Origin of the sequence: Prevotella sp. PTAC (assembly GCF_013166535.1) — a bacterium.
GTDB lineage: Bacteria > Bacteroidota > Bacteroidia > Bacteroidales > Bacteroidaceae > Prevotella.
The window spans coordinates 93,675-116,804 of record NZ_JABKKK010000009.1 but is presented as its reverse complement, the minus strand read 5'-3'; the positions used below and the strand labels follow the sequence as shown (position 1 = coordinate 116,804).

Sequence of the window (23,130 nt, the reverse complement as noted above, 5' to 3'; positions counted from 1 at the left end):
ACGCGCTATTATATATTAGCCGTATGTCTACAAGGGTTTTCTAAATGCCCACGGATTTATCATTTTGTTTCATTTGTTTTGCAAAACGTCTCAAAACCCCGTAATACACTGTTTTAAAGGAATAAAGAACGTTAAATGATGCAATATTGTATTAGCCGTATTACATTCGCCAAAATCCCACAGACATCAAAAAAACGTCCTGCGCACCACCATGCCAAACAACATCAGGGCATTACACGGGAACAACATGAAAGACTGCCGAGGAGTTTATTTTTACGACTCGAAAACACCATACCGCACAAGGAGAAAGACATGAAATAATATTACAAAAAGACTCTCATACTTCAATTATTTTAAAATTAAAGTCCCATGGCCGAAAATACCGCCGTATTTCATTGTTTAATATAACCACCTGTCAATCAGGCGCATACACCAGCTACACCTTGTTCTATGGTAAAACCGTATCTCATCGATTTCCCGTTTTTCGCCAACGAGTACCTAATTGCCTTTCATTTAGCGTCCCGTTGCGATGCAACGAGTATCCGAACGCAACGCAACAAGATACCAACCACGCCCCAACGGGCATCCCGTCGCAAGAAAAAGGCAAGAATATCTCTTTCCCGCAAAACGACTATCGCGATGTGTATCGCAAAACGTATAGAGTTGTTTTTCTATTTCACGAAAAACCAAAGTGTTAAATCCGTGACTTTATTATTACAAACACATAAAAAAGGCCGACGATCATTTATTAACCGCCGGCCGTCAAACATTTTACAAACTTATTTTAACGTAAAGCGCCATCACTTCGTGTAAAGAGCCACTATCGTCTCATACTTCTCCTGCTTGCCGCTCGTCTGCTTAGGCTCCTCGACCTGCCTGCCATACTCGTAGATCTGCTCAAGAGTAAGACGGCCGTCCTCGAAGTCCTTGCCGATGCTGCTGTCGAAGCTGGAGTAGCGCTCCTCCAACATTGAGGGAAGCTCGCTCTCCTCAAGGATTGCGGCCGCGTTCAACAACGCGCGGGCCATGGCATCCATGCCGCTGATGTGGGCAATGAAGATGTCCTCGGGGTCAGTTGAGTTACGGCGAAGCTTGGCGTCGAAGTTGGAGCCGCCATCACCAAGGCCGCCGTTGCGGATTACCTGCATCATGGCCTGGGTCAGCTCGTAGTTGTCGATGGGGAACTGGTCCGTGTCCCAGCCGTTCTGGGCGTCACCGCGGTTGGCGTCCAAGGAACCGAGCATGCCGTTGTCCACCGCGACGGCAAGCTCATGCTCGAATGTGTGGCCGGCAAGGGTCGCGTGATTAACCTCGATGTTGACCTTGAAGTCCTTGTCAAGACCGTTAGCCTTGAGGAAGCCGATAACGGTCTCTGTGTCAACGTCATACTGGTGCTTGGTGGGCTCCATGGGCTTAGGCTCGATAAGGAACGTGCCGGTGAAGCCCTTGGAGCGGGCGTAGTCACGGGCGGCTCTCAGCATACAGGCAAGGTGGTTCTTCTCACGCTGCATCTGGGTGTTCAACAGGCTCATGTAGCCCTCGCGGCCGCCCCAGAAAACGTAGTTGCGGCCGCCAAGCTTGATCGTGGCGTCGATGGCGGTCTTGATCTGGACACCCGCACGCGCCACGACGTCGAAGTCGGGGTTCGTAGCGGCGCCGTTCATGTAGCGCTTGTTGCCGAAAACGTTGGCGGTGCCCCAAAGAAGCTTGATGCCGGTCTGACCCATACGCTCAAGAGCGTAGTCGGTGATCGCAGACATACGAGACTCGTACTCGGAGATCGTAGAGCCCTCGTCGACAAGGTCTACGTCGTGGAAGCAGAAATACTCGATACCGAGCTTGCCCATTATCTCGAAGCCGGCGTCAAGCTTGTCCTTGGCACGCTGCAAGGCATCGTCGGAATTGTCCCACTCGTAGCTGCGGGTCTGACCGCCGAACTGGTCACCGGACGCGCCGCAAAGGGTGTGCCACCAGGCCATCGAGAAACGAAGCCAGTCTTTCATCTTCTTACCCATTACCAACCTCTCGGGATCATAGTAATGGAAAGCCATCACGTTCTTACTCTCGGGACCTTCGAAAGGAATCTTACCGATCGAAGGGAAATACTCTTTTGACATAGTTATATTTTTTTATTTGATAAGTTATACATTATGTATTCTGTTAAGTGTCTCTTTCCATCTTGAATATGCTTGCAGATATTCTGAACGATGTGCCTCGTCCGGCTCTATCACTTCCAGCTTGTCGAGCGTGGCGAAAGCTTCGTTGTTGTCTTTATATATACCTGCGCCTATACCGGCACCTTTGGCCGCGCCCACACTGCCGTCTGTATCATACAATTCGATTGTCGCACCGCTCACGCCGGCCAATGTGTCGCGGAACAGCGGACTAAGGAACATGTTGGCTTTACCGGCGTGTATCTTTCTGATATCCATGCCCATCTGCTGCATTATCTCCATTCCATAGCAGAAACTGAACACTATACCTTCCTGAGCGGCACGGATTATATGGCCCTTTCCATGTTTGTTAAAGTTTATTCCGCTCACCGAGCAACCCACTTCCTTGTTTTCCAATACACGCTCCGCTCCGTTACCGAAAGGTATCACCGTAACGCCATCACTGCCGATAGACACCTGTTCCGCCAAGTTGTTCATCTCGGCATATCCTATTCCCTCCGGAGCCACGGTGCGGCGAACCCACGCATTGAGAATACCTGTACCGTTGATGCAAAGCAGGACACCGAGACGGGTCTGCTCCTCCATGTGATTGACATGGGCAAACGTGTTCACACGGCTCTTCTTATCATAGTTAATATCACCAAGCACACCATACACCACACCGGAAGTGCCGGCCGTAGAGGCAATCTCACCGGGATTGAAGACATTCAGGCTGAGAGCGTTGTTAGGCTGGTCGCCGGCCCTATATGTTATAGGTGTCCCTTCTTTCAACCCCGTCTCGGCGGCTGCGGCGGCAGAGACACGGCTCTGTACGCTGAACGTTGGCACGATATCGGATATCACAGAGGCATCGAAACCATAATAGCTCATCAATGAATCCGACACCTTGCCCTCTTTGAAATCCCAGAACATGCCTTCGCTTAATCCGCTGACAGTTGTATTGGGCGCTCCGCTGAGACGCATGGCTATGTAGTCTCCCGGAAGCATTATCTTGTGGATACGACCGTAAAGTTCCGGCTCGTTCTCCTTTATCCATGCAAGTTTTGCCGCAGTGAAATTACCTGGAGAATTGAGCAAGTGTGAAAGACAATGCTCCTGTCCCAAATCACGGAACGCTTTCTCGCCGTAAGGTACGGCTCGCGAATCACACCAGATAATAGACGGGCGCAAAACATCAAGATTCTCGTCTACACATACGAGCCCGTGCATTTGATATGAGATACCTATTGCCGCTATCTCATCTGACTTTGCACCGGAATCGGCCATTACCTTGGCCAAACTTAGCTTGGCATTGTTCCACCACATCTGCGGATCCTGCTCCGCCCATCCTGCCTTTACGGCCAAAATCGGCGCCTCGCACTCGGGAAAAAACGCCGAAGCCTTACATTTTCCCGTATCCGCATCTACCAAAGACGCTTTCACCGAGCTGCTGCCCACATCAAAGCCCAATAAATATCTGCTTGCCATAAATATTAAATTTAAATCAAAATTTGTTATAATTATTTTCAGGAACAAATTTCGTTAAATATTTTCTAACCTGCAAGTTTTTTGTAAACAAGAAATACTTTTTTTATATTTATTTGCTACTATTTATTTTTTTTCTTATCTTTGCACTCTATAAGCAATGACTTTTTTGGTAAAAATCTTTACTAAGAAAACAAGTATAACGAAAAAACAACTGAACCTGATGAAAAAGAAAATACTTATTCTTGATGACAAAGAAACAATAGCCAAGGTGCTTTCGATATACCTCATGAGCGACTACGAAGTACAATGGCTTCCGGACGGGCTGCAAGGCGTAAAATGGCTGCAAGCAGGAAATACCCCCGACCTTATAATATCAGACATCAGAATGCCGGAAATGCGAGGCGATGATTTCCTTGAATGGATAAAACAGAACGAGTTGTTCCGCCACATACCTATCGTAATGCTAAGCAGTGAAGATAGTACAAGCGAGCGTATTCGCCTTCTTGAAATCGGAGCGGAAGATTATATAGTAAAGCCTTTCAACCCGATAGAACTGAAAATAAGAATCAAGAAAATCCTACCAAACTAATAATCATTATGTTAGGTGTAGTATATTATGGGACAAATCCCTACACCCAAGAACGTCTGAAGTTTATTTCGGGACAGTTCATAAGGATCACAAGCACCTATAAAGACGCGGCATCGGCATGCGTCTCGGGGTTTAACGGGAAACACAAGCACCTCATCGTACTTTTTGAGAAAGGCCTGCTCACCGAAGACATCACCGCCATAACATACCTTCGGAAGAAATGCGACAATATTTATATTGTATTGTTAACAGAAAAACTATCGGACGAAGAACGCTGCCAATACATGAAATGCGGCATTAACGACACTATAGGCAAAGATGCCACCGTGACGGATATAAACAAGAAAATACGGTTTATATCCGACAGGGAAGACATATTGTTCGACAGCAAGGCTCCAAAATACAAAATATTACAATTTGAGATACCGGTATGGAAACGGCTTTTCGATATCGTATTCTCCTTGATTGCGATAATAATATTATCTCCCATATTCCTTATTACTGCCATTGCCATCAGGATGGAAAGCAAAGGTCCTATTCTGTTCAAGTCAAAAAGAGCCGGAACAAACTACAAAATATTCGATTTTCTCAAATTCAGAAGCATGTACTGTGATGCGGACAAGCATCTGACAGAACTGAGCAAATCTCACAACCAGTATTCCGGGGGGGGCCATCCGGAGAGTATCACGACAAAAATACCATACAATGCTGACGATAACGCAGATACGTTTATCACCCAAAACAGAGACACGGGCGAAGAAATAATGATCGGAGATGAGGAGGTAATGCTCGTAGGTGACGATTTTGTGGTGGCAGAAAGTGATTTCGCAAAGCAAAACAATGAAGAAAAAAACAACGCTTTCATAAAGATAGAAAACGACCCGCGCGTAACAAAAGTGGGCCGTTTCATTCGCAAATACAGTATAGACGAGTTGCCACAACTATTCAATATCCTCAAAGGAGATATGTCGGTGGTAGGAAACAGGCCTCTACCTCTATACGAAGCGGAGAAACTCACGGGAGACACAAGTATCGACAGGTTTATGGCTCCTGCCGGTCTCACAGGTTTGTGGCAAGTGGAGAAAAGGGGCGATAGTGGAACAATGTCGGCAGAAGAGCGCAAACAACTTGACATCAGATACGGCCAAACCTACAACTTTGCTTTGGACATGAAAATAATATTCAAGACTTTGACCGCATTCGTACAGAAAGAGAATGTCTGAAAACAACTAAGAACAAACATAAGTTTTAATACCATAAGCACCGTATGAATAATCCTAGACACACGATATGTCTGCTTTTACTTACGATAATAAGCCTATCAGCAAAAGCACAGTTCAACAACAGCGGAATAAGTGCCGGTTTCTTCGATTCAAGTGAAAACAGCACCATAAACTTCTCCAAATTCCATTTACCGCCACTGGCAGTCCTGTTTGAGAACGCCAAGTCCAATCCACAAATTTTAGACCTGGCCAAAGCACAGGAAATAGCACAGGCTGAAGTCGCCAAACAGAAAAGGCACATATTCTCATACCTGCGAGGCCATGCCAGCTATAGCTATGGAAAAACCGACATGTGGGGTAACAACTCATCCACATATAACCAGATGATATACCAATTTCAAGGCAGCGAGCAGAACTATTGGAACGTAGGCGTAAACCTAAACATTCCATTGGAAGATATCCTCGACCTGGGTGCGTCTGTGAAAAGAAAGAGATTGCTCGTCGAACAGGCACAGATAAAAAAAGACATAGCATACGATCAACTTAAATTGCAGATAGCATCACTGTACGTTAAAATAACAAATGACCTCGTTTCGCTGAAAACCGCAAGCGAGAATGCCGCTATCTACCAAGGCGCAGGTGCCTTGAACCAAGAAGATTTCCACCAAGGCAACATGAACATTGAGGCTTTCGCATATACAAAATTAAGGGAACAGGAAGCCGTGAGCCGTTATCAAAACCTTCAAACGCAAATAACGACAGACATAATAACGCTCGAAATCCTTACACACACGCCTATAATAACAAACACCACCACGGATATTACACTGGACAGCGACATCCAGAAGAGCGACAAACAAGTCGCGAAAGAAAACAAAGCGGTGGAAAAACAAATAAAGAAGAACGCGGAAAAGGAGCAGAAAAGATTTGAAGCATTAGAAAAAGCGGATAAGGAAGCACAGCGAAAGGCAGCCAAAGAAAAGCCGAAATCATCCGGGAACAGCTCAGGAAACACTTCGAATACGAGCAGATAAGAAGAAAAAGACATACAAGCAACAAGATAAGTCAAACCACTATGGATACATTCAGATATTTAGTCAGATTCTTATACCGCATCAGATGGTATCTCGCCATACTGCCGCTGATCGCTCTTGTTATCGCATGGTTCCTCACACGGCACATGGAACGTACATACGACACAAACACAACTATATACACCGGAATGATAACCGGATACAACATAGAGGGAGGAACAGGGGTTGCCGGTGGAAATCCGCAAGCCAACATCAAGAACCTGATGCTCATAATAACCACAGACAACACCATACATGAAGTTGCTTTGAGGCTGTTCGCGCGATGCATGATGTACGGTAATCCCGATAAGGACAACAACTACATATCCGCCGAACACTTCCGCGAACTGACACAATCCGTTCCCGCTGACGTCAAAGCATTGATAAACCATAACAGCGAGTCGGCGACATACGCCAATCTGAAAGCATACGAAAAACCTTCACAAGACAATTATCTGTTCGGACTGCTCAATTATCATCCGTATTTCGGCATGAACAACATCACTTCGCGTCTTAAAGTAATGCAACTCGACAACAGTGACATCATCGATATCGGATATTCGGCCAATGACGCCGGTGTAGCATATAACACTCTTGACATCCTAAACGAGGTCTTTGCACGCCAATACCAACAAATAAGATTTGGAGAAACCAACAACGTGATAAAATACTTCGAGCGTGAGGTCAAGCGTTATTTCCGCATCCTGACAAACGCAGAGGACGATTTGGTGAAATACAACATATCAAAGAGAGTGATAAACTACCCGGAACAAACCAAACAACTGACCATACTGGATGCCACACAGCAGACATCGGACAATGACTTGCTCATGAACTACACTACGACGAAAGCCCTGATGGACTATCTTGAAAGACAATTAGGCAACAGAGCCAAGGTCGTAAGAGCCAACAGAGACTTTACGGATCAGGTTCGTGACATTTCAAGAATACAATCAAGGATTTCCAATCTGCAACTAATGAGCAGCGAAGGCGGAGGAAACGTATCCGAATCGCAGCAAGAACTGGCTAAAGCACAAAAGCAACTGGAACAGGCCACCAGCAAAGTGAAAAGCCTCACGCAAGATATCGAAGCCGGCACTTACAGTACTGAGACAGGCGTGAAAGCAAGTTCGATGCTGACCAAATGGCTCGATCAAGTTCTTCTGTTGGAAAAGACAAAGGCACAGATGACCGCCCAAGACATAATGCGCCAGAAACTAGACCAGCAAATCCTTTATTTCGCCCCCATAGGAGCCACGCTCGACCGTAAAGACAGGCACATAGGCTTCATTGAAAGCAACTACATGGAAATGCTCAAATCGCTAAATGCCGCCCGCTTGCGCCAGCGCAACCTGCAAATGTCTACCGCCACATTGCGAGTTCTCAACCCACCGATGTTCCCGCTCAACGCACAACCGACAAACAGATTGCTGATATTGCTCAGTGCATTCATCCTCACATTCCTGATGACAACAATGTACTTCTTCATCATCGAACTGTTAGACAGAACATTACGAGACCGCATGCGCTCCGAACGCATAACCAAGATACCTGTCATGGGATGTTATCCGAAAGACAGCAACTTACGCTATCGCAGATACAACAAGATTATCTCCGACATGGCACTACGCCAACTAAGCAAAACGTTGCTCCCCCACTTTAAGACCGGACAGCAAAACGTACTCAACCTGATATCCACCGACTCGGCAAACGGCAAGAGTTTTCTTGCGCAGGAACTTGAAAACTATTGGATTTCCCTCGGATTGCAAGTTCGCAGGCTTGCATACGATGAAGATTTCCTTGCCGATGACGGAAAATACATCATGGCAAAAAGCATAAAAGAACTGTGTCCCGACATTCTTCCTGACGAGATTGCCATCGTTGAGTATCCCAATCTCAACGATCATCCCATAGCCCCGGCATTGCTCAACCTCGGAACAGTCAACCTCATAGTGACCCGTGCCAACCGCACTTGGAAGGATGTTGATCAAAAAGCGCTTAAAGAGATAAAGGCACAGCTTGAAAACACAGAGTCCCTTTATATGTATCTCACAGAAACAAGCAGATATGCCGTTGAGGAATTTGTGGGCCAGTTGCCGCCATATACAAAATTAAAGAATTTCGTTTATCGGATTTCGCAACTCGGCCTGACAGCCACCGAGAACATCCACGCCAACTGACGGCAAGAAGCGTCTATTACTGATGATGGAGAACGGCAAATCAGATAACATATCAAAATACACAAGCGAAAACGGGGGAAAAGTATTACTGCTCTTCCTCCTGTTTTTAATTGCACTCTATCAGCTCATCACCATGGGCATCACCGGTTTCGCCATTGTCTGCATGCTGCCGGCTGTGGCGCTGTACGCCATCTTTGCGATGCGCCATAAGATGATAACTTTCTGGACTCTGTTCGTCATCAACTACTTCGTAATGTTTCTAAACAGGTACAGTTACATGCCCGTTCCTGTCTCAATGCCAAACGAAGTACTGGAAATAATATTATTGGCCATTGCCATAATCGATGCCAAAAGCCTTCACCTCGGCAGGGTGGCGAATATAATGTTCTTTGCCCTGGTAATATGGTGTGGTTTCTGTACCATCGAGGTTCTCAATGATACCTGCGACCTCGGAATCGACATTGCGTCATGGTTCTCAGGCGCACGCCTCATGGCTTTCCAGCTCATGTACGCTTATCTCGTATGCATCATATACATATCCACTCCAAAACGGGTGACAACATTCCTCAGACTATGGGCAGCCCTGTCACTCTTCGCCGCCTTCTGGGCATGGAAACAACAGCACATAGGTTTCACGAGCATCGAGAAAGCATGGCTTGTATACGGAGCGCGGACCCACATTGTGAATGGCATCACCAGATATTTCTCCATATTCAGCGATGCAGCCAACTTAGGATGCAACATGGCCGCGAGCGCCGTTGCGTTCTTCATCGTTTCCGTGTCACACAAGAGCATTTGCTGGAAAGAACGAATATTCTTCTTCATTACCGGTCTGGCATGTACATGGACTATGTTCGCTTCCGGCACGAGAACCGCCATATTCTGCTTTGCTTTTGGCGTTTCCATATATGTATTCCTTTCCAAATCCTTTAAAATAGCCATTCCCGTAACCATCGTATTCGGTTTCTTCATGTTCATTCTGGTGTTTACCACCATAGGCCAAGGCAATTCCATGATCAGGCGCATGCGTTCGGCATTCAACAAGGAAGACGCCTCTCTCGGTACACGAGAAATCAATCAGACGGCAATGAAGAAGTACATGCAAGACGCACCGTGGGGCATCGGCATCAGCCGCAACCTCGGTAACGTGCCGGCAAACAATAAATACAGGAAAGTTTCCGTCACCGCTCCCGACTCTGAGTACGTTTTCATCTGGGTACATACAGGTATCATCGGCATCACCACCTTCATTGTAACAACAATGATGATGTTCCTTGGAGCATGTATAATTGTCTTTTTCAAACTGAAAAACAAATCACTGCAAGGCATAGGAGCCGCTTTCTGCTGTGCTTTTGCAGCCATACACCTCGGAGGATACGGCAACCAGATACTGATGCAGTTCCCTAATGTATTGATCTTCTACGGAGGCCTGGCTGTCGTATATATCCTGCCACACATCGAGAATGAATACGACGGGCTGGAAAAAGACATTATTTCAAAAAGAGAAGAGCGCAAACGATTAATAGCGGAGAAGCAACGTGCATCAAGAGATTGAGCTATCTATTATCACTGTCAATTACAACGGCTACAAAGACACCTGCGAACTGATTGACACACTACCCCTTGACGACAAGTCGTTGGAGGTGATAGTCGTCGACAACGGTTCCCGAGACGATGAGGCCGCACTCCTGAAACAACGCTATCCGGCAATAACCGCAATTCGTTCGGAGCGGAATGTGGGATTTGCGGGCGGAAACAATATAGGAATGAAAGCCTCATCCGGCAAGTATCTGTTCCTCGTCAACAACGACACAATATTCAAAAACCGCAATTTCCACAATTTAACAAGCCGCCTCTGCTCATCACCGACAATAGGAATGGTATGTCCCAAGATATGTTTTACCGACGATGAGCGCAAGATACAGTTTGCCGGCTATACAAAGCTATCGCCCGTCACACTGCGTAACCGTGCCATCGGATACAACGAGGACGACCGCGGACAGCATGACACCGCCTACCCCACTCCTTACGCACATGGCGCCGCCATGATGATAAAGCGCAGTGCCATCGAATCAGCAGGCCCTATGCCCGAGTGTTATTTTCTGTACTATGAAGAGTTAGACTGGTCTGTGCGCCTGCACGAAGCCGGATATGAAATATGGTACGACCCGTCGTTCACCATCTACCACAAGGAGAGCCGCTCGACAGGCACCGACAGTCCTTTAAAGACATTCTACATAACCCGCAACCGCCTGCTTTTTGCAAAACGAAACACCAATGGCATTGAGAGATTGGCGGCATATTTTTACCTGATTACCATCGCTTCACTCAAAAACATCATAACACACAGTATCAAAGGCCGCTTTGACTTGGTAAAATCCACTGTCGGCGGCATCGTGAACTTCTTAAAATCATAACATCATGAACATCGGATGGATTGTCATAAACATAATAGACATCATACTGTTTGCAATCGTATCACTCACGGTTGCATATCTCACCGTATTCTCGATTGCCGCCCTTTTCAACAGACGTACCGGTGTTCCGGCGGCAAAACACCAGAACCGTTTTATCATCCTCATACCCGCATACAAACAGGATAAAAGCATAGAACAGACCGTCAAGACCGCTCTCGGACAGACATACCCGCAGCGTCTGTTCGACATAACCGTCATTTCCGACCATCAGAAAGAAATAACCAACTTTCATCTCGCTCAATATCCAATAACACTGCTGACCCCTAATTTTGCCAGCAGTACGAAAGCCAAGTCGCTGCAACTGGCCATCAACAACCTGCCGCAGTTCAAGATATACGACATAGCGATAGTGCTCGACGCGGGTTCGGTGGTAGAGCCCGAATTCCTCCAACAGATGAACGACGCATTCGAAACAGCAGGCACAAAGGCCATACAGGCTCATCGCCTGTCTAAAAACCGTGACACGGCAATAGCCAACCTCGACGCAATATTCGAAGAGATAAACAACTCCGTCTTCCGCCGTGGACACATAACACTCGGAATATCAGCCGCCATATCCGGTTCGGGCATCGCTTACGACTTCAAATGGTTCAAAGAAAACATAATGAAGATAAACACAGGATGGGAAGACAAGGAACTGGAGGCGTTGCTCATGCGCCAGCATATATACGTAGACTACTTCGACCATATCCACGTGTACGATGAGAAAACAAGACAGTCGGCCGATTTCAACAAGCAGAGAGGCCGGTGGGCATCCACACAACTGCGCTCTTTATTCTCAAACGCGCGCTATCTTCCGGCCGCAATATTGAAAAAACGATACGACCTGATAGACAAAATCATACAGTGGATGCTTATCCCTCGCACAATAATGGTAGCCGTGATGGTGCTCATGAGCATCGTCCTGCCGTTCATTTACCTCACACTGGCCGTGAAATGGTGGATTATGTTTGCCGTCACTATGCTTGTACTGGCCATAGCCACTCCCGATTACCTCGTAGACGACAAGTGGGACAAATCATTTTTCAAGGCACCGTTCATCATGCTTGTATCACTGCTGAACATAACGAAAATGATACGCCGCAAAAAGAATTTCGAAAACCGCAACTGACAGCAAGCCATGACATGGACAATAATACATATCATCGACATAACGCTATGGCTTTTAATGGCCGGTTCGGTCGTCTACGTGCTTTTCTTCGCCGTCGCCAGCAAGTTCAATAGCGGAAAGACACAACGCAGACCAAGGGCATGCAACGACCGGAGGCACACATTCCTCGTATTGTTTCCCGCATACAATGAAGACAATGTGATAACGACATCCGTATCAGCATTCCTCAACCAAGACTACCCCACCGACCACTATCATGTCGCAGTGATATCAGACCACATGCGGAACGATACCAACAACAAACTAAGCTTGATGCCGATAACACTCCACAAACCGGTTTTCGAGAACAGTTCGAAGGCCAAGGCCCTTCAGTATGCCATGGCAAACTGTGACCGCCGATACGACTTCGTCGTCGTGCTCGACGCCGACAACGTGGTGAACAGCGATTTCCTTATCCGGCTCAACACAGCCTGCCAATACGGATATTCCGCAATTCAGTGCCACAGGCTCGCCAAAAACACCGATAACGACATTGCCGTGCTCGACGGACTTAGCGAGGAGATAAACAACACCATATTCAGAAAAGCCCACAATAACATAGGTCTGTCTTCCGCTCTGATAGGCTCTGGTATGTGCTTCGACTTCAAGTGGTTCACGGACAATGTAAGACTTCTCTCAACCGCCGGCGAAGACAAAGAGCTTGAAGCACTCCTGCTCATGCAGGGTATATATATAAAATATGAGGAAGACATCGCCGTGTTTGACGAGAAGGTGGCAAGTAAAGACAATTTCCAGCAGCAGCGGCGGAGATGGATGACAGCCCAGATACAATGTCTGTCAAGAATGCTCCCGCACGTTCCCACCGCCATAAGGCAAGGCAACATTGACTATATCGACAAGACGGTACAGCAGATGCTCATCCCGAGGTCTATACTCATAGCCGCCATACTATTCTTCGCCGGGCTGTCACTTGTAGCCGTTCCGGTGTGGAGCATGAAGTGGTGGGCTCTGCTCGCCGTTCTCTGCCTCTCTGTCATCATGTCGATACCAGGAAAGAAACGCTCCGGAACCACTCTCCGCAAAGTTACGGCCATGCCCCACCTCGTATGGAAGATGCTCGCCAACATCCGTCATATCGACAAGAACGACACTACATTCACACACACAAGACACGAAAGATGAGAATAGCCGTCCTGACATCCGGAATACTCCCCGTACCGGCCACAGGCGGAGGAGCGGTGGAAAACCTTATCGATTTCTATCTCGAATATAACGACCGTCACCGCCTGCACGACATAACCGTATACAGCACAGAAAGCAAAGAGGCCCGCAAGCACCGTGCACTCGCCTCATCCGTAAACCACTACGTGTTCATAGATACGGAAAGTTTCATCTCAAAAATCATGAAGCGCATACACCGGCTGACAAACCGGAACGAATACTACCACTATACCATCGAGTTCTATCTCGCCAAAGCCCTAAGGCACATCAACAGGCAAACCTACGACGCCATAATAATAGAAAACCGCCCCGGCTATGCGCTTCATCTGGACAGCCTCGCCATACGTCCCAAGATCATATATCACCTGCACAACGATGTCTTAAACCGGAATACACCGAGACAAAAAGAACTGTACGACGCTGCCGACACAATAATATCCGTGTCAGACCATATCACCAAGCAGGTAAGCGCAGTGAGCGGTAAAGACAGCAAGTGCGTCACCGTGCACAACGGTATAGATACGGCCATGTTCTCCGCATGCGGGAAACAAGAGATGCGCAGAGCCGATATCGGCCTGGCAGAAAATGATTTCGTTGTCGTTTTCAGCGGAAGGATTATTCCGGAGAAAGGCATATCCGAGCTCATGGATGCCATGACAGCCCTACAAGACAGACCAGACATAAAACTGCTTATCGTGGGCGGAGCTTTCTTCGCCAACGAGACCGGAACCAATCCGTTTATAGACTCGCTCATAAAAAAAGCCGCCCCTATTAAAGACCGCATCGTATTCACCGGCTTCGTTCCCTATGACAAAGTGCCACTATACCTGCGTCTGGCAGACATCGCGGCACTGCCCTCTACATGGGAAGAGCCTTTCGGGTTGACATGCGTGGAAGCTATGGCCGCCGGACTGCCAATCATCACGACAGACAGGGGCGGACTGCCAGAAACGGCCACGGACGAATGTGCGGTCATCGTCACTCCCGGCAACGATTTGGCACGACAACTGGCCTACGCCATATCAGACCTTATGGACTCTGCCGAAAAGCGGGAGAAAATGGGAAGAGCCGCACAGGCACGTGCCGCCATGTTCTCAAAGGAGCGGTATGCCGAAGCGTTCTTCAAAGCTCTGCAAGCGATATAAAAAGAATTAAGACACAATAAAAGCCATCAATAATATTTACAAAACTCCTTTTATATTTCAATCATCTGAAAACAAAAATCCTCCGGACGGAAATACCGCCGCATTTCACAAGTTTTCACAAACACCTGTGTATCAATACAATACATCTGAAACACATTGTTTATTCAACAAACACCCCTCACCTGCCTTGGGTTGTATTTGCGTTTAGCGTCCCGTTAGCCTGCGTTTAGCCGCCCGTTGTCTTCCAACGAGCGGCTAAACGCAGTGCAATTAATTGCCAAATGCGTTCCAAGGAGTATCCCGCTGCAAAAAAAACAAAGAAGCAGACATCCCACAATCGATATACTATCGCAATGCGTATAGCTACACATATCGCATTGTTGTTCTATTTCAAAGAAAAACAAAGTGTTAATTTTATGATTTTTTCATTACAACAGATGATTAAAAAGTCAAATAAAACCAGTTCATTACCGATTCTTTTCCGTATCTTTGCAAAAGACAGGCGGTGCCCAGGCAAATTGAGACATAATCCATTGCTTACGGTTCTTAGCCATCATTCCCACATATAATGAACCGATGAAAATACTCTTTCTCGTATATCACGGCTTTTCGGAAGCAAGCGGAATAAGCAAAAAGATACGCAGTCAGGTAAAAGGACTGCGCGAGAACGGTCATGACGTGCATGTGTGCTATTATGACTTCTCGGCCGACGGACACCGATGCCGCTATGTGGACGATACAGTAATACAAGACTACGGCACCGGACTGCATGCCGCCATACGGCAACGGTACGACTACGGATGCGTGTACAAGTACTGTGCCGGTAACGGCATTGATTTGGTATACGCCCGCAGTTTCATGAATGCCACTCCGCAGCTCGCAAGACTGTTCGCCCGCTTGCGCAAATCGGGCATAAAAACCGTGACCGAGATACCCACATATCCTTATGACGGCGAGTTTGCGGGCTTCCCGTTGAAAGAGCGTATCAGGCTGTTTGTCGATAAAATGTTCCGCCGCAGGCTCGCAAAAGAGATGAGCGCGATAGTAACGTTCTCCGATGCCGAATATATTTTCGGCTGCAAGACTGTGAATATCAGTAATGGAATAGATCTCGACAGCATACCTATACATGAGTGCCGGCACAGAGACAATGCCGTACACCTAATCGGAGTGGCCGAAGTTCACTATTGGCACGGATACGACAGACTGATCGCCGGCCTGGGAGAATACTACGCAAAACCGGGAACAAGACGCAATGTATACTTCCATATAGTGGGAGGTGTGGGCGAAAGTGAGATGCACGGCTCCGCCCATGCTCCGGGATTTGCCTGCATTATAAAAAAATACAGGATAGAGAAAAACGTTGTTTTCCACGGTCAGTTATTCGGCACAGAGCTCGACAGGGTTTTCGACAGCTGCGTCTTTGCCGTGGGAAGTCTCGGCCGTCACCGCAGCGGAATAACCTCGATAAAGACATTGAAAAACCGTGAATATGCCGCCCGAGGCATTCCTTTCGCATATTCCGAATGCGACAGTGATTTCGATGGCCGCAGATATGTGCTTAAAGTGCCGGCCGATGAGTCGCCGATAAATATCGGCTCCATAATCGAGTTCATCGAAAGCCACGACTTCCAACCATCAGACATTCGCGACACCGTATCCGATTTATCATGGAAAACGCAGATGAAACGAGTCGTAGACGCGGTAAACAAGATGTGATTTCCACCGGTGTCTTATTGAGACACGCCTGTATCCGCGATATTAAGAAAGCGTTTGAATTGCCATACGGCAATACATAAATCCAAATTTCACTGCCACCACGCCCTTTTAAGCCAGAACACAAGGATTGATTTCAGCCCGATATATCCCATATACCCGGATTTCACAGCCCTGGCGAACAGTCCGAACTTGTATTTCAACGGTATCAGATGACCGGTGTAGAACACGATGGGAAGCATAAACCCGAGGTATCTTTCGGCCGTCTGGCCACCGTTTAACTTCTTAATCTCATCCGCCACGGTCATATAGCAGTCAAGATTGCGCCTCGTGAAGCCCGTGCCCATCGTGGAACCAGTCCTTATACGGTGGGTGACAAAAACTTTCCGAATACAAAAAACACTCCGACATTTAAGGAAAAGAGATGTCGAGAACAACTCATCCTCATGTATTATTCCATTGTAAAACGATATGCCCGTGCCTTTGAGAAAAGACCGTCTGACCATATAAAGCCACACGACAGAATTATATCTGCCGTTGTCCATCATTATATTCAACAGCTCTTCCCCCGTATATGCCCTGCCCTCTTCAAGAAAACGGCTCTGCCTGTAATCCCATGATATCGGGCATGCCCCCTCCTCATATACCGTATCGGCGTCGAACACGCACATGTCGGCATTGTTTACTGAGGCATATTCATGGCATGTTTTCAATGCGTCGGGATGTATAGTGTCGTCGGAATCCATGAAATAGATATATTCCCCGGTAGCGACGGCCATTCCGGCATTTCTCGCCGCGGCCTGTCCACGGTTCTCCTGATTGATGAGCGTGATACGGCAGTCTGACGCCATATACTTCCTTACTATCTCCTCGCTGTCGTCTGTCGACCCGTCGTTCACCGCTATAATCTCAATATCACGCAGGGTCTGGCCCATCAACGACGTGAAAGTGTCGTCAAGGTATAACCCGACGTTATATATGGGAAGTATTACGCTTACTTTATTCATTGTTACGGCAAATTTAATAAAATCTTTTCACTGTGGGAAATAATTACAACGCCTTTTCCTAATGTCGGAATAAATGACTATCTTCGCAATGTTAAACAACATAACGGCTCACTGTGCTTAAATCTTTCCGATTATGAAAATAGCCTATTGCACTCCATCTCTATATATTGCAGGAGGTGTCGAGCGTGTATTGACATTGAAAGCGAACTATTTTGCCGACCGCTTCGGTCATGATGTGACAATCATTCTGACCGACGGACATGGCAAACAGCCGTATTATCATCTTTCGGATAAAGTGAGGGTGATAAACCTCGACATCGGTTTTGAGGAGTTGTGGACATGCACCTTCATCAAAAAAGTGTTCGTATACCTGCGCAAGCAGCGGCTTTTCAAACGCAGACTGCGTGCCGAACTCATGCGCCTCAGACCGGATATAACGGTCAGCATGCTGCGACGAGAGATAAATTTCATCACCGACATCAAAGACGGAAGCATGAAAATCGGCGAGATGCACATAAACAAAAAGAACTATCGTAACTTCGAAACGGAAGATACGAACATTGTCAAACGGTGTTTTGCAAAGTTCTGGATGTACGGTTTGGTATCTAAATTGAAGAAGCTGGATAAGTTTGTAGTATTGACGGATGAGGACAAAAAAGCGTGGAACGGATTAAAGAACATGGTTTCCATTCCCGACCCCCTGTCTTTCACTCCCTCTACACGCAGCGACCTAATGCGGAAACGGGTGATAGCGGTAGGCAGATACAGTCATGAAAAAGGCTATGACCTGTTGTTGCGGGCATGGAGTAAAGTGGAAAAAGAATGTCCAGACTGGGAACTGGCTGTTTTCGGAATGGGCAACAGAGAGCCATACGAGCAACTGTCGGCCGAGCTTGGAATAGACAGTAGCCGCTGCAGGCTGAACGGCAGCACTCACGATATAGAACGGGAGTATACGGCCAGCTCGCTGTTTGTGTCAAGCAGCAGGTTCGAGGGGTTCGGAATGGCACTTGTCGAAGCTATGGCCTGCGGACTTCCGGTAATATCTTTTGATGGCGCCTGCGGTCCGAGAGCTATAATATCCCACGGCACCGACGGTCTGTTGGTACCTGCCGAAGATGCCAACGCGCTTGCCGCTGCAATGTCTTCATTGATGAAATCGCCGGGAAGGATGAATGAAATGGCAGGCAACGCCGTGCGGAAATCCGAAAATTATGACATGGACATGCTTGCCGAAAAGTGGCGTGAATTATTCAATGAAGTATGCAATAAGTGAAAACAGACATGGCTTGGTACAATAAATATCTTTCTATATACGACAAACCAATAGATGAAATACCGGTAGCGGTACTTGACGAGATACGTGAAAAGCTGGCCTCATCGCAGAGTGGAGAGCCGGTAGTGTCTGTGGTAGTCATCGCGCACAACGAGGGCAGACGCCTTGCCGCTTGTCTATGGTCGCTCAGCGAGTTGAAATCAAGCCATCCGCTGGAGATTATCGGAGTGAACAATAACTCATCGGATAACACGGAGGATATATATAAAACACTTGGATTGCCTTATTTCAACGAACCGCGACAGAGTCCGGGATTTGCCCGCCGGTGCGGATTATACAACTCGCGCGGCAAATATCATTTCTTCATAGACGCCGACACGGTATATCCTTCCGGGTATATAGATATAATGATGTCAACACTTTTAAAGCCCGGGGTATCATGTGTCGGGGCTCTTTGGAGCTTCTATCCGGATGAAAAGCATTCCGCCGCAGGGCTTTTCATCTTTGAGGCAATTCGTGACTTCTTTCTGTTCGTACAACATTTCAAGCGTCCGGAACTTTGCGTTCGCGGCATGGTATTCGCCTTCAACGCTGATTACGCACGCCATGAGAACATACGCACTGACATAAAACGTGGAGAAGACGGCTCACTCGCCCTGTCATTGAAAAAATACGGCCGCATAGCGTTTATCCATGATAGAAAAGCCCGCCCGGTAACCGGATATGGCACACTGGGCAATGATTCGCTGATGAAGAGCCTGATGAAGCGAGTCCGCATGCAGTCCAAAGGAATATGGCGCATATTCTATAAAAAAGAGCACTACGAAGACTCGAAAGACAACCTTGTATAAACATTATTCTCAATACTTTGCGAGGCTTATTTCAATATACGCCTAAAAATCCGCAACATTTATACAGATGCTATAATGCTTATTTACCAAGTGTATAACACATATGCCTAAACTGATTTCAGCACATTTTCAAACAGTTCAGCCCACTTTCCCATCACCGTTTCCCTCGAATACCGCCTGATGTTCTCCCTGGCCTTGCGCCCCATTAGCTTTCTCGTCTCCTCATTTTCGATAAGGAAACAAATCTTGTCGGCCAGCTCCTTGCAGTCCAAGTATCTCACAATAAATCCGTCTTCACCGTCTTTTATCACATCGGCCGGACCGTAAGGGCAGTCAAACGACACGCAAGGCACACCGCAGGCCATAGCCTCTATCAGCACCATACCGAACCCCTCGAAACGCGAACTCATGGCATATATGCTGCTTTCGAGATACTTTTCCATTATATTTTTAGTCGGTTTGTGTATGACAAATGACCGTTCAAGTCCCTTTCCGGCAATAATCTCCCTCAAACGGCCCTCATCTTCGCCCTCACCATATACATTAAGCGTCCAGTCGGGATGCCGCTTGCTCACCGACTCCCATGCCTCAATCATGTATTCGTAGCCTTTCTGCTCGCTGAGACGTCCCACGCATATCACGTTTTTATTCTCGCAAGCGCTCGATTGGCCAGGATAGAACGGCAATGAGTTGGGTATCACGTATGTACGGGCAGTCCCTTGCCAACTGGCAGCATCGTGCCCGGTCAGCAATACGAGTGCCGCCAGCCTTGAAACGGCTTTCTCCTGTTTCCGCCGCCAGTGCCGTGCCACGTATTTGTATATCCCCCCACGTTGTTCGAGCAAGTGAAAGTTTCGCGAATACTCTTTCGCCACGTGCGATTCGCCTATTTTCACACTCCCGTCGCGTATCGATGTCAGGAACTCCATGTCCCTTCCGAGCGTGGTTATCACTATATCCGGCTTTTCTTCACACAGCAACCGCGTGAGCGCACGCTTGTATCTGCGCATATAAATGAAGTAAACGCACGCCCGTAACACCGTATTGTATCTGTATTGACGGTCGAAATCTATGTCAATGCTTATCATTCTCGCTTTCGGCGATAACGGAAAGAACGGCTCCCTGCCGTTTTGCGACGTTGTGACAATAGCCACCTCATGCCCGTTCTCGGCCAGATAGTTTGCCTTTTCGACGATAACCCTGTCGGCTCCGCCTACCGTCGTGAGCGAATAATAGATATAAAAGATTTTCATTGGTTAGATATCTTTTTGTTAATGCGTATCGCCAAGCGTGTTATTTTGATGATGATGCGGTGTAAGCGGTCTCTTGTCGAAAGATAGGCGATGTCTTCAAGCAGCGGACTGCGCAACCGGCGGAAGAACATGTAGTCTTCGGCTATTCTCTCGGGAAACATCTCTTTCATTATGATATCCTGTTCCCTGTATCTCGCCCCGGCATCAAGACTGCTTATTCCGGTGACGTCATATACCGCAATCATATTGTCGACAACCCTATATGTACGGTTATCGGCCACTATGCACTTGACCGTCAGTTTCCAATCACTCAGCAATCTGAGATTTTCATCGTATCTGTCCGTGTCGAATATACTCTTCTTATAGAACGCAGACTGGTGATTAAACCCGTAAATACATAACGAATAGAGAGTCATACGCCCCGCAGGCGACCATATATTGCCGTCACTTCTCAATGCTTTGCCGAAAATAATGTCTTCATCCGCATCTTGCGGCAGATTAATAAGAACGTCATTATCGTGAAAACAGTCGCCCGAGTTCATGAAGTTAAGATATTCTCCATGTGCCTGCGCCAGTCCCTTGTTCATGGCATTATATATTCCTTTGTCACGTTCGGACACCCAATAGTCTATCTTTCCGGCATATTCTTCTATCACCTCCACGCTACCGTCTGTCGAGCCGCCGTCGATTACGATATATTCGATGTCCCGACAGCTCTGGTTGACCACGCTCTCTATTGTCTTGCGCAGTCCGTCACGGTTATTATAGTTTATCGTTATAATGGAATATCTCATTTCTTGAATACTTTTATTCGTCCGATACAGTCTCTCGCTCCTTTTGCGAAAAGTAGAAGACCGGTTATCTCGACAGCAAGGAATATAGCAAGACATGTGACCGAATAGCCGATCCACTGTATATAACCTTCATACGGATTTATCGGTATGAACTGTTCGAGAACCGTCCCTGCCGCAAACGCAGCCCCAAAGACGACATAATATCTTACAGCGCCGTTCCAATATTGCGTGACGGGCAATTTAAGACCGGCGGTAAACAGGTAGTACGGCTTCCAGAATATGACTATCGCAAACACACTGACTATCTTTCCAGCCAGTATTCCCGTGATGCCATACATCCATCCGCCCACAATAGTTATTGTGATGTTTATCGCCAGCTCTGCCCATGCCGACCATACATCGGCATACAGGCCGTGCGAGTGATTGAATATGTCCACCACTCCTCGTGAGTTTATCATGTAAATGTATATCACGAGCATCAAAAGTATGTCATGGTCCAGGATAAATTTATCTCCAAGCCATAGCGAAATGAACGGTTCCATACCGTAGTATATCGAGAAACAGAGCACTCCCGCCACAAAATGACGTATGGTCATAAGCTCCCAAAAGACCTTCATCATATTGTCTTTTCTACCCTCTGCCACAAGATTGCCCACTCCGGCATTCACACTGTCGAGTACAGAGGTGAAAAGAAGAGTGATCTTCGATGTTATCATTATATAGTTACCGTAGTAAGCTACCATTTTAAGCGAGACGAAAGCAAATATAAAAAGCTCGTCACTCTTGCTCAAAACAAAGTCTTTTATCTTGTGGATGAATATCTGCCGTGTGTTTGCCAGTATCTCGGGATACCGGCTCAGCAGGCGGCGTCCGCTCGCCTTGTCGGTTCTAAGCCACGGGTATTCCTTGTCAATCTTACGGTTTAGGACAATACAGGCGAACACCCCGAACATAAACTCTATCGCGACCCATACATAGAGATTATGATATCTGTATGCAAGAAAGATCTGGACGGCTGTCTTTACCAGCCCCGCCGACTGGAAATAAACAGCCACAAGATAGTTCTTCTGGTCTGCTTGAAGCAGTATTTGGCGGTAGTTTATGAAATATGATATAAGCGAAGAGCCGAGAAAAGAATAGAAAGTGAAATAAATTATAGGCATACCCAATTTCTCTCCGCCGAACATCAAAGGGAAAAAGAGACTCAGAACGACGCCCGCCCCAAGCATTGCGAAACCGATACAACGATACAGATAACCTAAAACAGACAATATCTGACCTATCTTTATCCTGTCGCCAGCCTGAATAGGCTTATACAGAAAGAAACTGACGCAACTGCCGATACCCAACTCCGCAAGGTTAAGATAACCGAGAATATTACCCAATGTGCCGGTGAGACCTATGAAATCGGCACTCAGGTTGTCGAGAAATATCTTACGGGAGAAGAAAGCCAAGAACAACGACAGGAAGTAAAACAAAAGATTTACCTCCGCGTTTATAACACTTTTATGTACTCTTCCACCCATCAGGCATGCGTTTTTCCATCGACTATACTATGCAAAGATAAGTCAAA

18 protein-coding genes are annotated in these 23,130 nt (G+C 47.0%); 12 read left to right on the top strand and 6 right to left on the bottom strand.

The features are described 5' to 3' along the window. Nucleotides 1-800: 800 nt before the first annotated feature. Both xylA and HPS53_RS08560 read right to left on the bottom strand, forming a co-directional pair. Complete coding sequence (xylA, locus tag HPS53_RS08565) at nt 801-2,117, bottom strand: xylose isomerase (RefSeq protein ID WP_172205657.1); 1,317 nt, start codon at nt 2,115-2,117, stop codon at nt 801-803. Between the two features lie 24 nt (nt 2,118-2,141). Then, entirely contained in the window at nt 2,142-3,641 is a 1,500-nt protein-coding gene (locus HPS53_RS08560) for a xylulokinase (protein WP_172205656.1), read from the bottom strand. Nucleotides 3,642-3,861: 220 nt separating this feature from the next. Between HPS53_RS08560 and HPS53_RS08555 the strand changes: the two genes are divergently transcribed. The 10 genes from HPS53_RS08555 to HPS53_RS08510 all read left to right on the top strand — a co-directional run bounded on the left by HPS53_RS08555 (nt 3,862) and on the right by HPS53_RS08510 (nt 16,379). Continuing rightward, complete coding sequence (locus HPS53_RS08555; RefSeq protein WP_104368500.1) at nt 3,862-4,230, top strand: response regulator transcription factor; 369 nt, start codon at nt 3,862-3,864, stop codon at nt 4,228-4,230. Nucleotides 4,231-4,238: 8 nt separating this feature from the next. After that, on the top strand, nt 4,239-5,453 hold the full coding sequence (locus HPS53_RS08550; RefSeq protein ID WP_172205655.1) for a sugar transferase: 1,215 nt from the start codon (nt 4,239-4,241) through the stop codon (nt 5,451-5,453). A 44-nt stretch (nt 5,454-5,497) separates the two neighbouring features. Further along, nucleotides 5,498-6,487 carry a TolC family protein gene (locus tag HPS53_RS08545; RefSeq protein ID WP_172205654.1) on the top strand — a complete coding sequence of 330 codons (990 nt, stop codon included), beginning with the start codon at nt 5,498-5,500 and terminating at the stop codon, nt 6,485-6,487. 41 nt (nt 6,488-6,528) lie between these two features. Further along, nucleotides 6,529-8,706, top strand: a complete 2,178-nt coding sequence (locus HPS53_RS08540; protein WP_172205653.1) for a hypothetical protein — start codon at nt 6,529-6,531, stop codon at nt 8,704-8,706. Between the two features lie 22 nt (nt 8,707-8,728). Continuing rightward, a complete protein-coding gene (locus HPS53_RS12790; protein ID WP_172205651.1) occupies nt 8,729-10,261 on the top strand; it encodes an O-antigen ligase family protein in 1,533 nt (510 codons plus the stop codon). Continuing rightward, nucleotides 10,245-11,123, top strand: a complete 879-nt coding sequence (locus tag HPS53_RS08530; RefSeq protein ID WP_172205649.1) for a glycosyltransferase family 2 protein — start codon at nt 10,245-10,247, stop codon at nt 11,121-11,123. The genes HPS53_RS12790 and HPS53_RS08530 overlap by 17 nt, the downstream gene beginning before the upstream one ends. 4 nt (nt 11,124-11,127) lie before the next feature. After that, a complete protein-coding gene (locus HPS53_RS08525; RefSeq protein ID WP_172205647.1) occupies nt 11,128-12,294 on the top strand; it encodes a glycosyltransferase family 2 protein in 1,167 nt (388 codons plus the stop codon). A gap of 9 nt (nt 12,295-12,303) precedes the next feature. Continuing rightward, nucleotides 12,304-13,476 carry a glycosyltransferase family 2 protein gene (locus HPS53_RS08520; RefSeq protein WP_172205645.1) on the top strand — a complete coding sequence of 391 codons (1,173 nt, stop codon included), beginning with the start codon at nt 12,304-12,306 and terminating at the stop codon, nt 13,474-13,476. Next, nucleotides 13,473-14,660: a glycosyltransferase family 4 protein gene (locus tag HPS53_RS08515; RefSeq protein ID WP_172205643.1), complete on the top strand. Its 1,188-nt coding sequence runs from the start codon at nt 13,473-13,475 to the stop codon at nt 14,658-14,660. The genes HPS53_RS08520 and HPS53_RS08515 overlap by 4 nt, the downstream gene beginning before the upstream one ends. 576 nt (nt 14,661-15,236) lie before the next feature. After that, nucleotides 15,237-16,379, top strand: a complete 1,143-nt coding sequence (locus HPS53_RS08510) for a glycosyltransferase family 1 protein (RefSeq protein ID WP_172205641.1) — start codon at nt 15,237-15,239, stop codon at nt 16,377-16,379. Nucleotides 16,380-16,468: 89 nt separating this feature from the next. Here HPS53_RS08510 and HPS53_RS08505 read toward each other — a convergent pair whose 3' ends face one another. After that, on the bottom strand, nt 16,469-17,383 hold the full coding sequence (locus HPS53_RS08505) for a glycosyltransferase (RefSeq protein WP_172205639.1): 915 nt from the start codon (nt 17,381-17,383) through the stop codon (nt 16,469-16,471). A gap of 133 nt (nt 17,384-17,516) precedes the next feature. On the opposite strand from HPS53_RS08505, the gene HPS53_RS08500 reads away from it, so the two are divergent. Then, nucleotides 17,517-18,659, top strand: a complete 1,143-nt coding sequence (locus HPS53_RS08500; RefSeq protein ID WP_172205637.1) for a glycosyltransferase family 4 protein — start codon at nt 17,517-17,519, stop codon at nt 18,657-18,659. Nucleotides 18,660-18,667: 8 nt separating this feature from the next. Then, on the top strand, nt 18,668-19,510 hold the full coding sequence (locus HPS53_RS08495; RefSeq protein ID WP_172205635.1) for a glycosyltransferase family A protein: 843 nt from the start codon (nt 18,668-18,670) through the stop codon (nt 19,508-19,510). 107 nt (nt 19,511-19,617) lie between these two features. On the opposite strand, the gene HPS53_RS08490 is transcribed toward HPS53_RS08495, so the two are convergent. The 3 genes from HPS53_RS08490 to HPS53_RS08480 are packed head-to-tail and all read right to left on the bottom strand — an operon-like array spanning nt 19,618 to nt 23,083. Further along, complete coding sequence (locus HPS53_RS08490; protein WP_172205633.1) at nt 19,618-20,763, bottom strand: glycosyltransferase family 4 protein; 1,146 nt, start codon at nt 20,761-20,763, stop codon at nt 19,618-19,620. Beyond that, nucleotides 20,760-21,557: a glycosyltransferase family 2 protein gene (locus HPS53_RS08485; RefSeq protein WP_216651907.1), complete on the bottom strand. Its 798-nt coding sequence runs from the start codon at nt 21,555-21,557 to the stop codon at nt 20,760-20,762. Before HPS53_RS08485 ends, HPS53_RS08490 begins: the two co-directional genes overlap by 4 nt. Continuing rightward, nucleotides 21,554-23,083 (bottom strand): lipopolysaccharide biosynthesis protein, encoded by a 1,530-nt coding sequence (locus HPS53_RS08480; protein WP_172205631.1) that lies wholly within the window; start codon nt 23,081-23,083, stop codon nt 21,554-21,556. Before HPS53_RS08480 ends, HPS53_RS08485 begins: the two co-directional genes overlap by 4 nt. Nucleotides 23,084-23,130 lie beyond the last annotated feature (47 nt).

Bases quoted from the DNA above. Each gene is read 5' to 3' on its own strand.
- xylA (WP_172205657.1), bottom strand. From the start codon at position 2,117: ATGTCAAAAGAGTATTTCCCTTCGATCGGTAAGATTCCTTTCGAAGGT.
- HPS53_RS08560 (WP_172205656.1), bottom strand. From the start codon at position 3,641: ATGGCAAGCAGATATTTATTGGGCTTTGATGTGGGCAGCAGCTCGGTG.
- HPS53_RS08555 (WP_104368500.1), top strand. From the start codon at position 3,862: ATGAAAAAGAAAATACTTATTCTTGATGACAAAGAAACAATAGCCAAG.
- HPS53_RS08550 (WP_172205655.1), top strand. From the start codon at position 4,239: ATGTTAGGTGTAGTATATTATGGGACAAATCCCTACACCCAAGAACGT.
- HPS53_RS08545 (WP_172205654.1), top strand. From the start codon at position 5,498: ATGAATAATCCTAGACACACGATATGTCTGCTTTTACTTACGATAATA.
- HPS53_RS08540 (WP_172205653.1), top strand. From the start codon at position 6,529: ATGGATACATTCAGATATTTAGTCAGATTCTTATACCGCATCAGATGG.
- HPS53_RS12790 (WP_172205651.1), top strand. From the start codon at position 8,729: ATGATGGAGAACGGCAAATCAGATAACATATCAAAATACACAAGCGAA.
- HPS53_RS08525 (WP_172205647.1), top strand. From the start codon at position 11,128: ATGAACATCGGATGGATTGTCATAAACATAATAGACATCATACTGTTT.
- HPS53_RS08520 (WP_172205645.1), top strand. From the start codon at position 12,304: ATGACATGGACAATAATACATATCATCGACATAACGCTATGGCTTTTA.
- HPS53_RS08515 (WP_172205643.1), top strand. From the start codon at position 13,473: ATGAGAATAGCCGTCCTGACATCCGGAATACTCCCCGTACCGGCCACA.
- HPS53_RS08510 (WP_172205641.1), top strand. From the start codon at position 15,237: ATGAAAATACTCTTTCTCGTATATCACGGCTTTTCGGAAGCAAGCGGA.
- HPS53_RS08505 (WP_172205639.1), bottom strand. From the start codon at position 17,383: ATGAATAAAGTAAGCGTAATACTTCCCATATATAACGTCGGGTTATAC.
- HPS53_RS08500 (WP_172205637.1), top strand. From the start codon at position 17,517: ATGAAAATAGCCTATTGCACTCCATCTCTATATATTGCAGGAGGTGTC.
- HPS53_RS08495 (WP_172205635.1), top strand. From the start codon at position 18,668: ATGGCTTGGTACAATAAATATCTTTCTATATACGACAAACCAATAGAT.
- HPS53_RS08490 (WP_172205633.1), bottom strand. From the start codon at position 20,763: ATGAAAATCTTTTATATCTATTATTCGCTCACGACGGTAGGCGGAGCC.
- HPS53_RS08485 (WP_216651907.1), bottom strand. From the start codon at position 21,557: ATGAGATATTCCATTATAACGATAAACTATAATAACCGTGACGGACTG.
- HPS53_RS08480 (WP_172205631.1), bottom strand. From the start codon at position 23,083: ATGGGTGGAAGAGTACATAAAAGTGTTATAAACGCGGAGGTAAATCTT.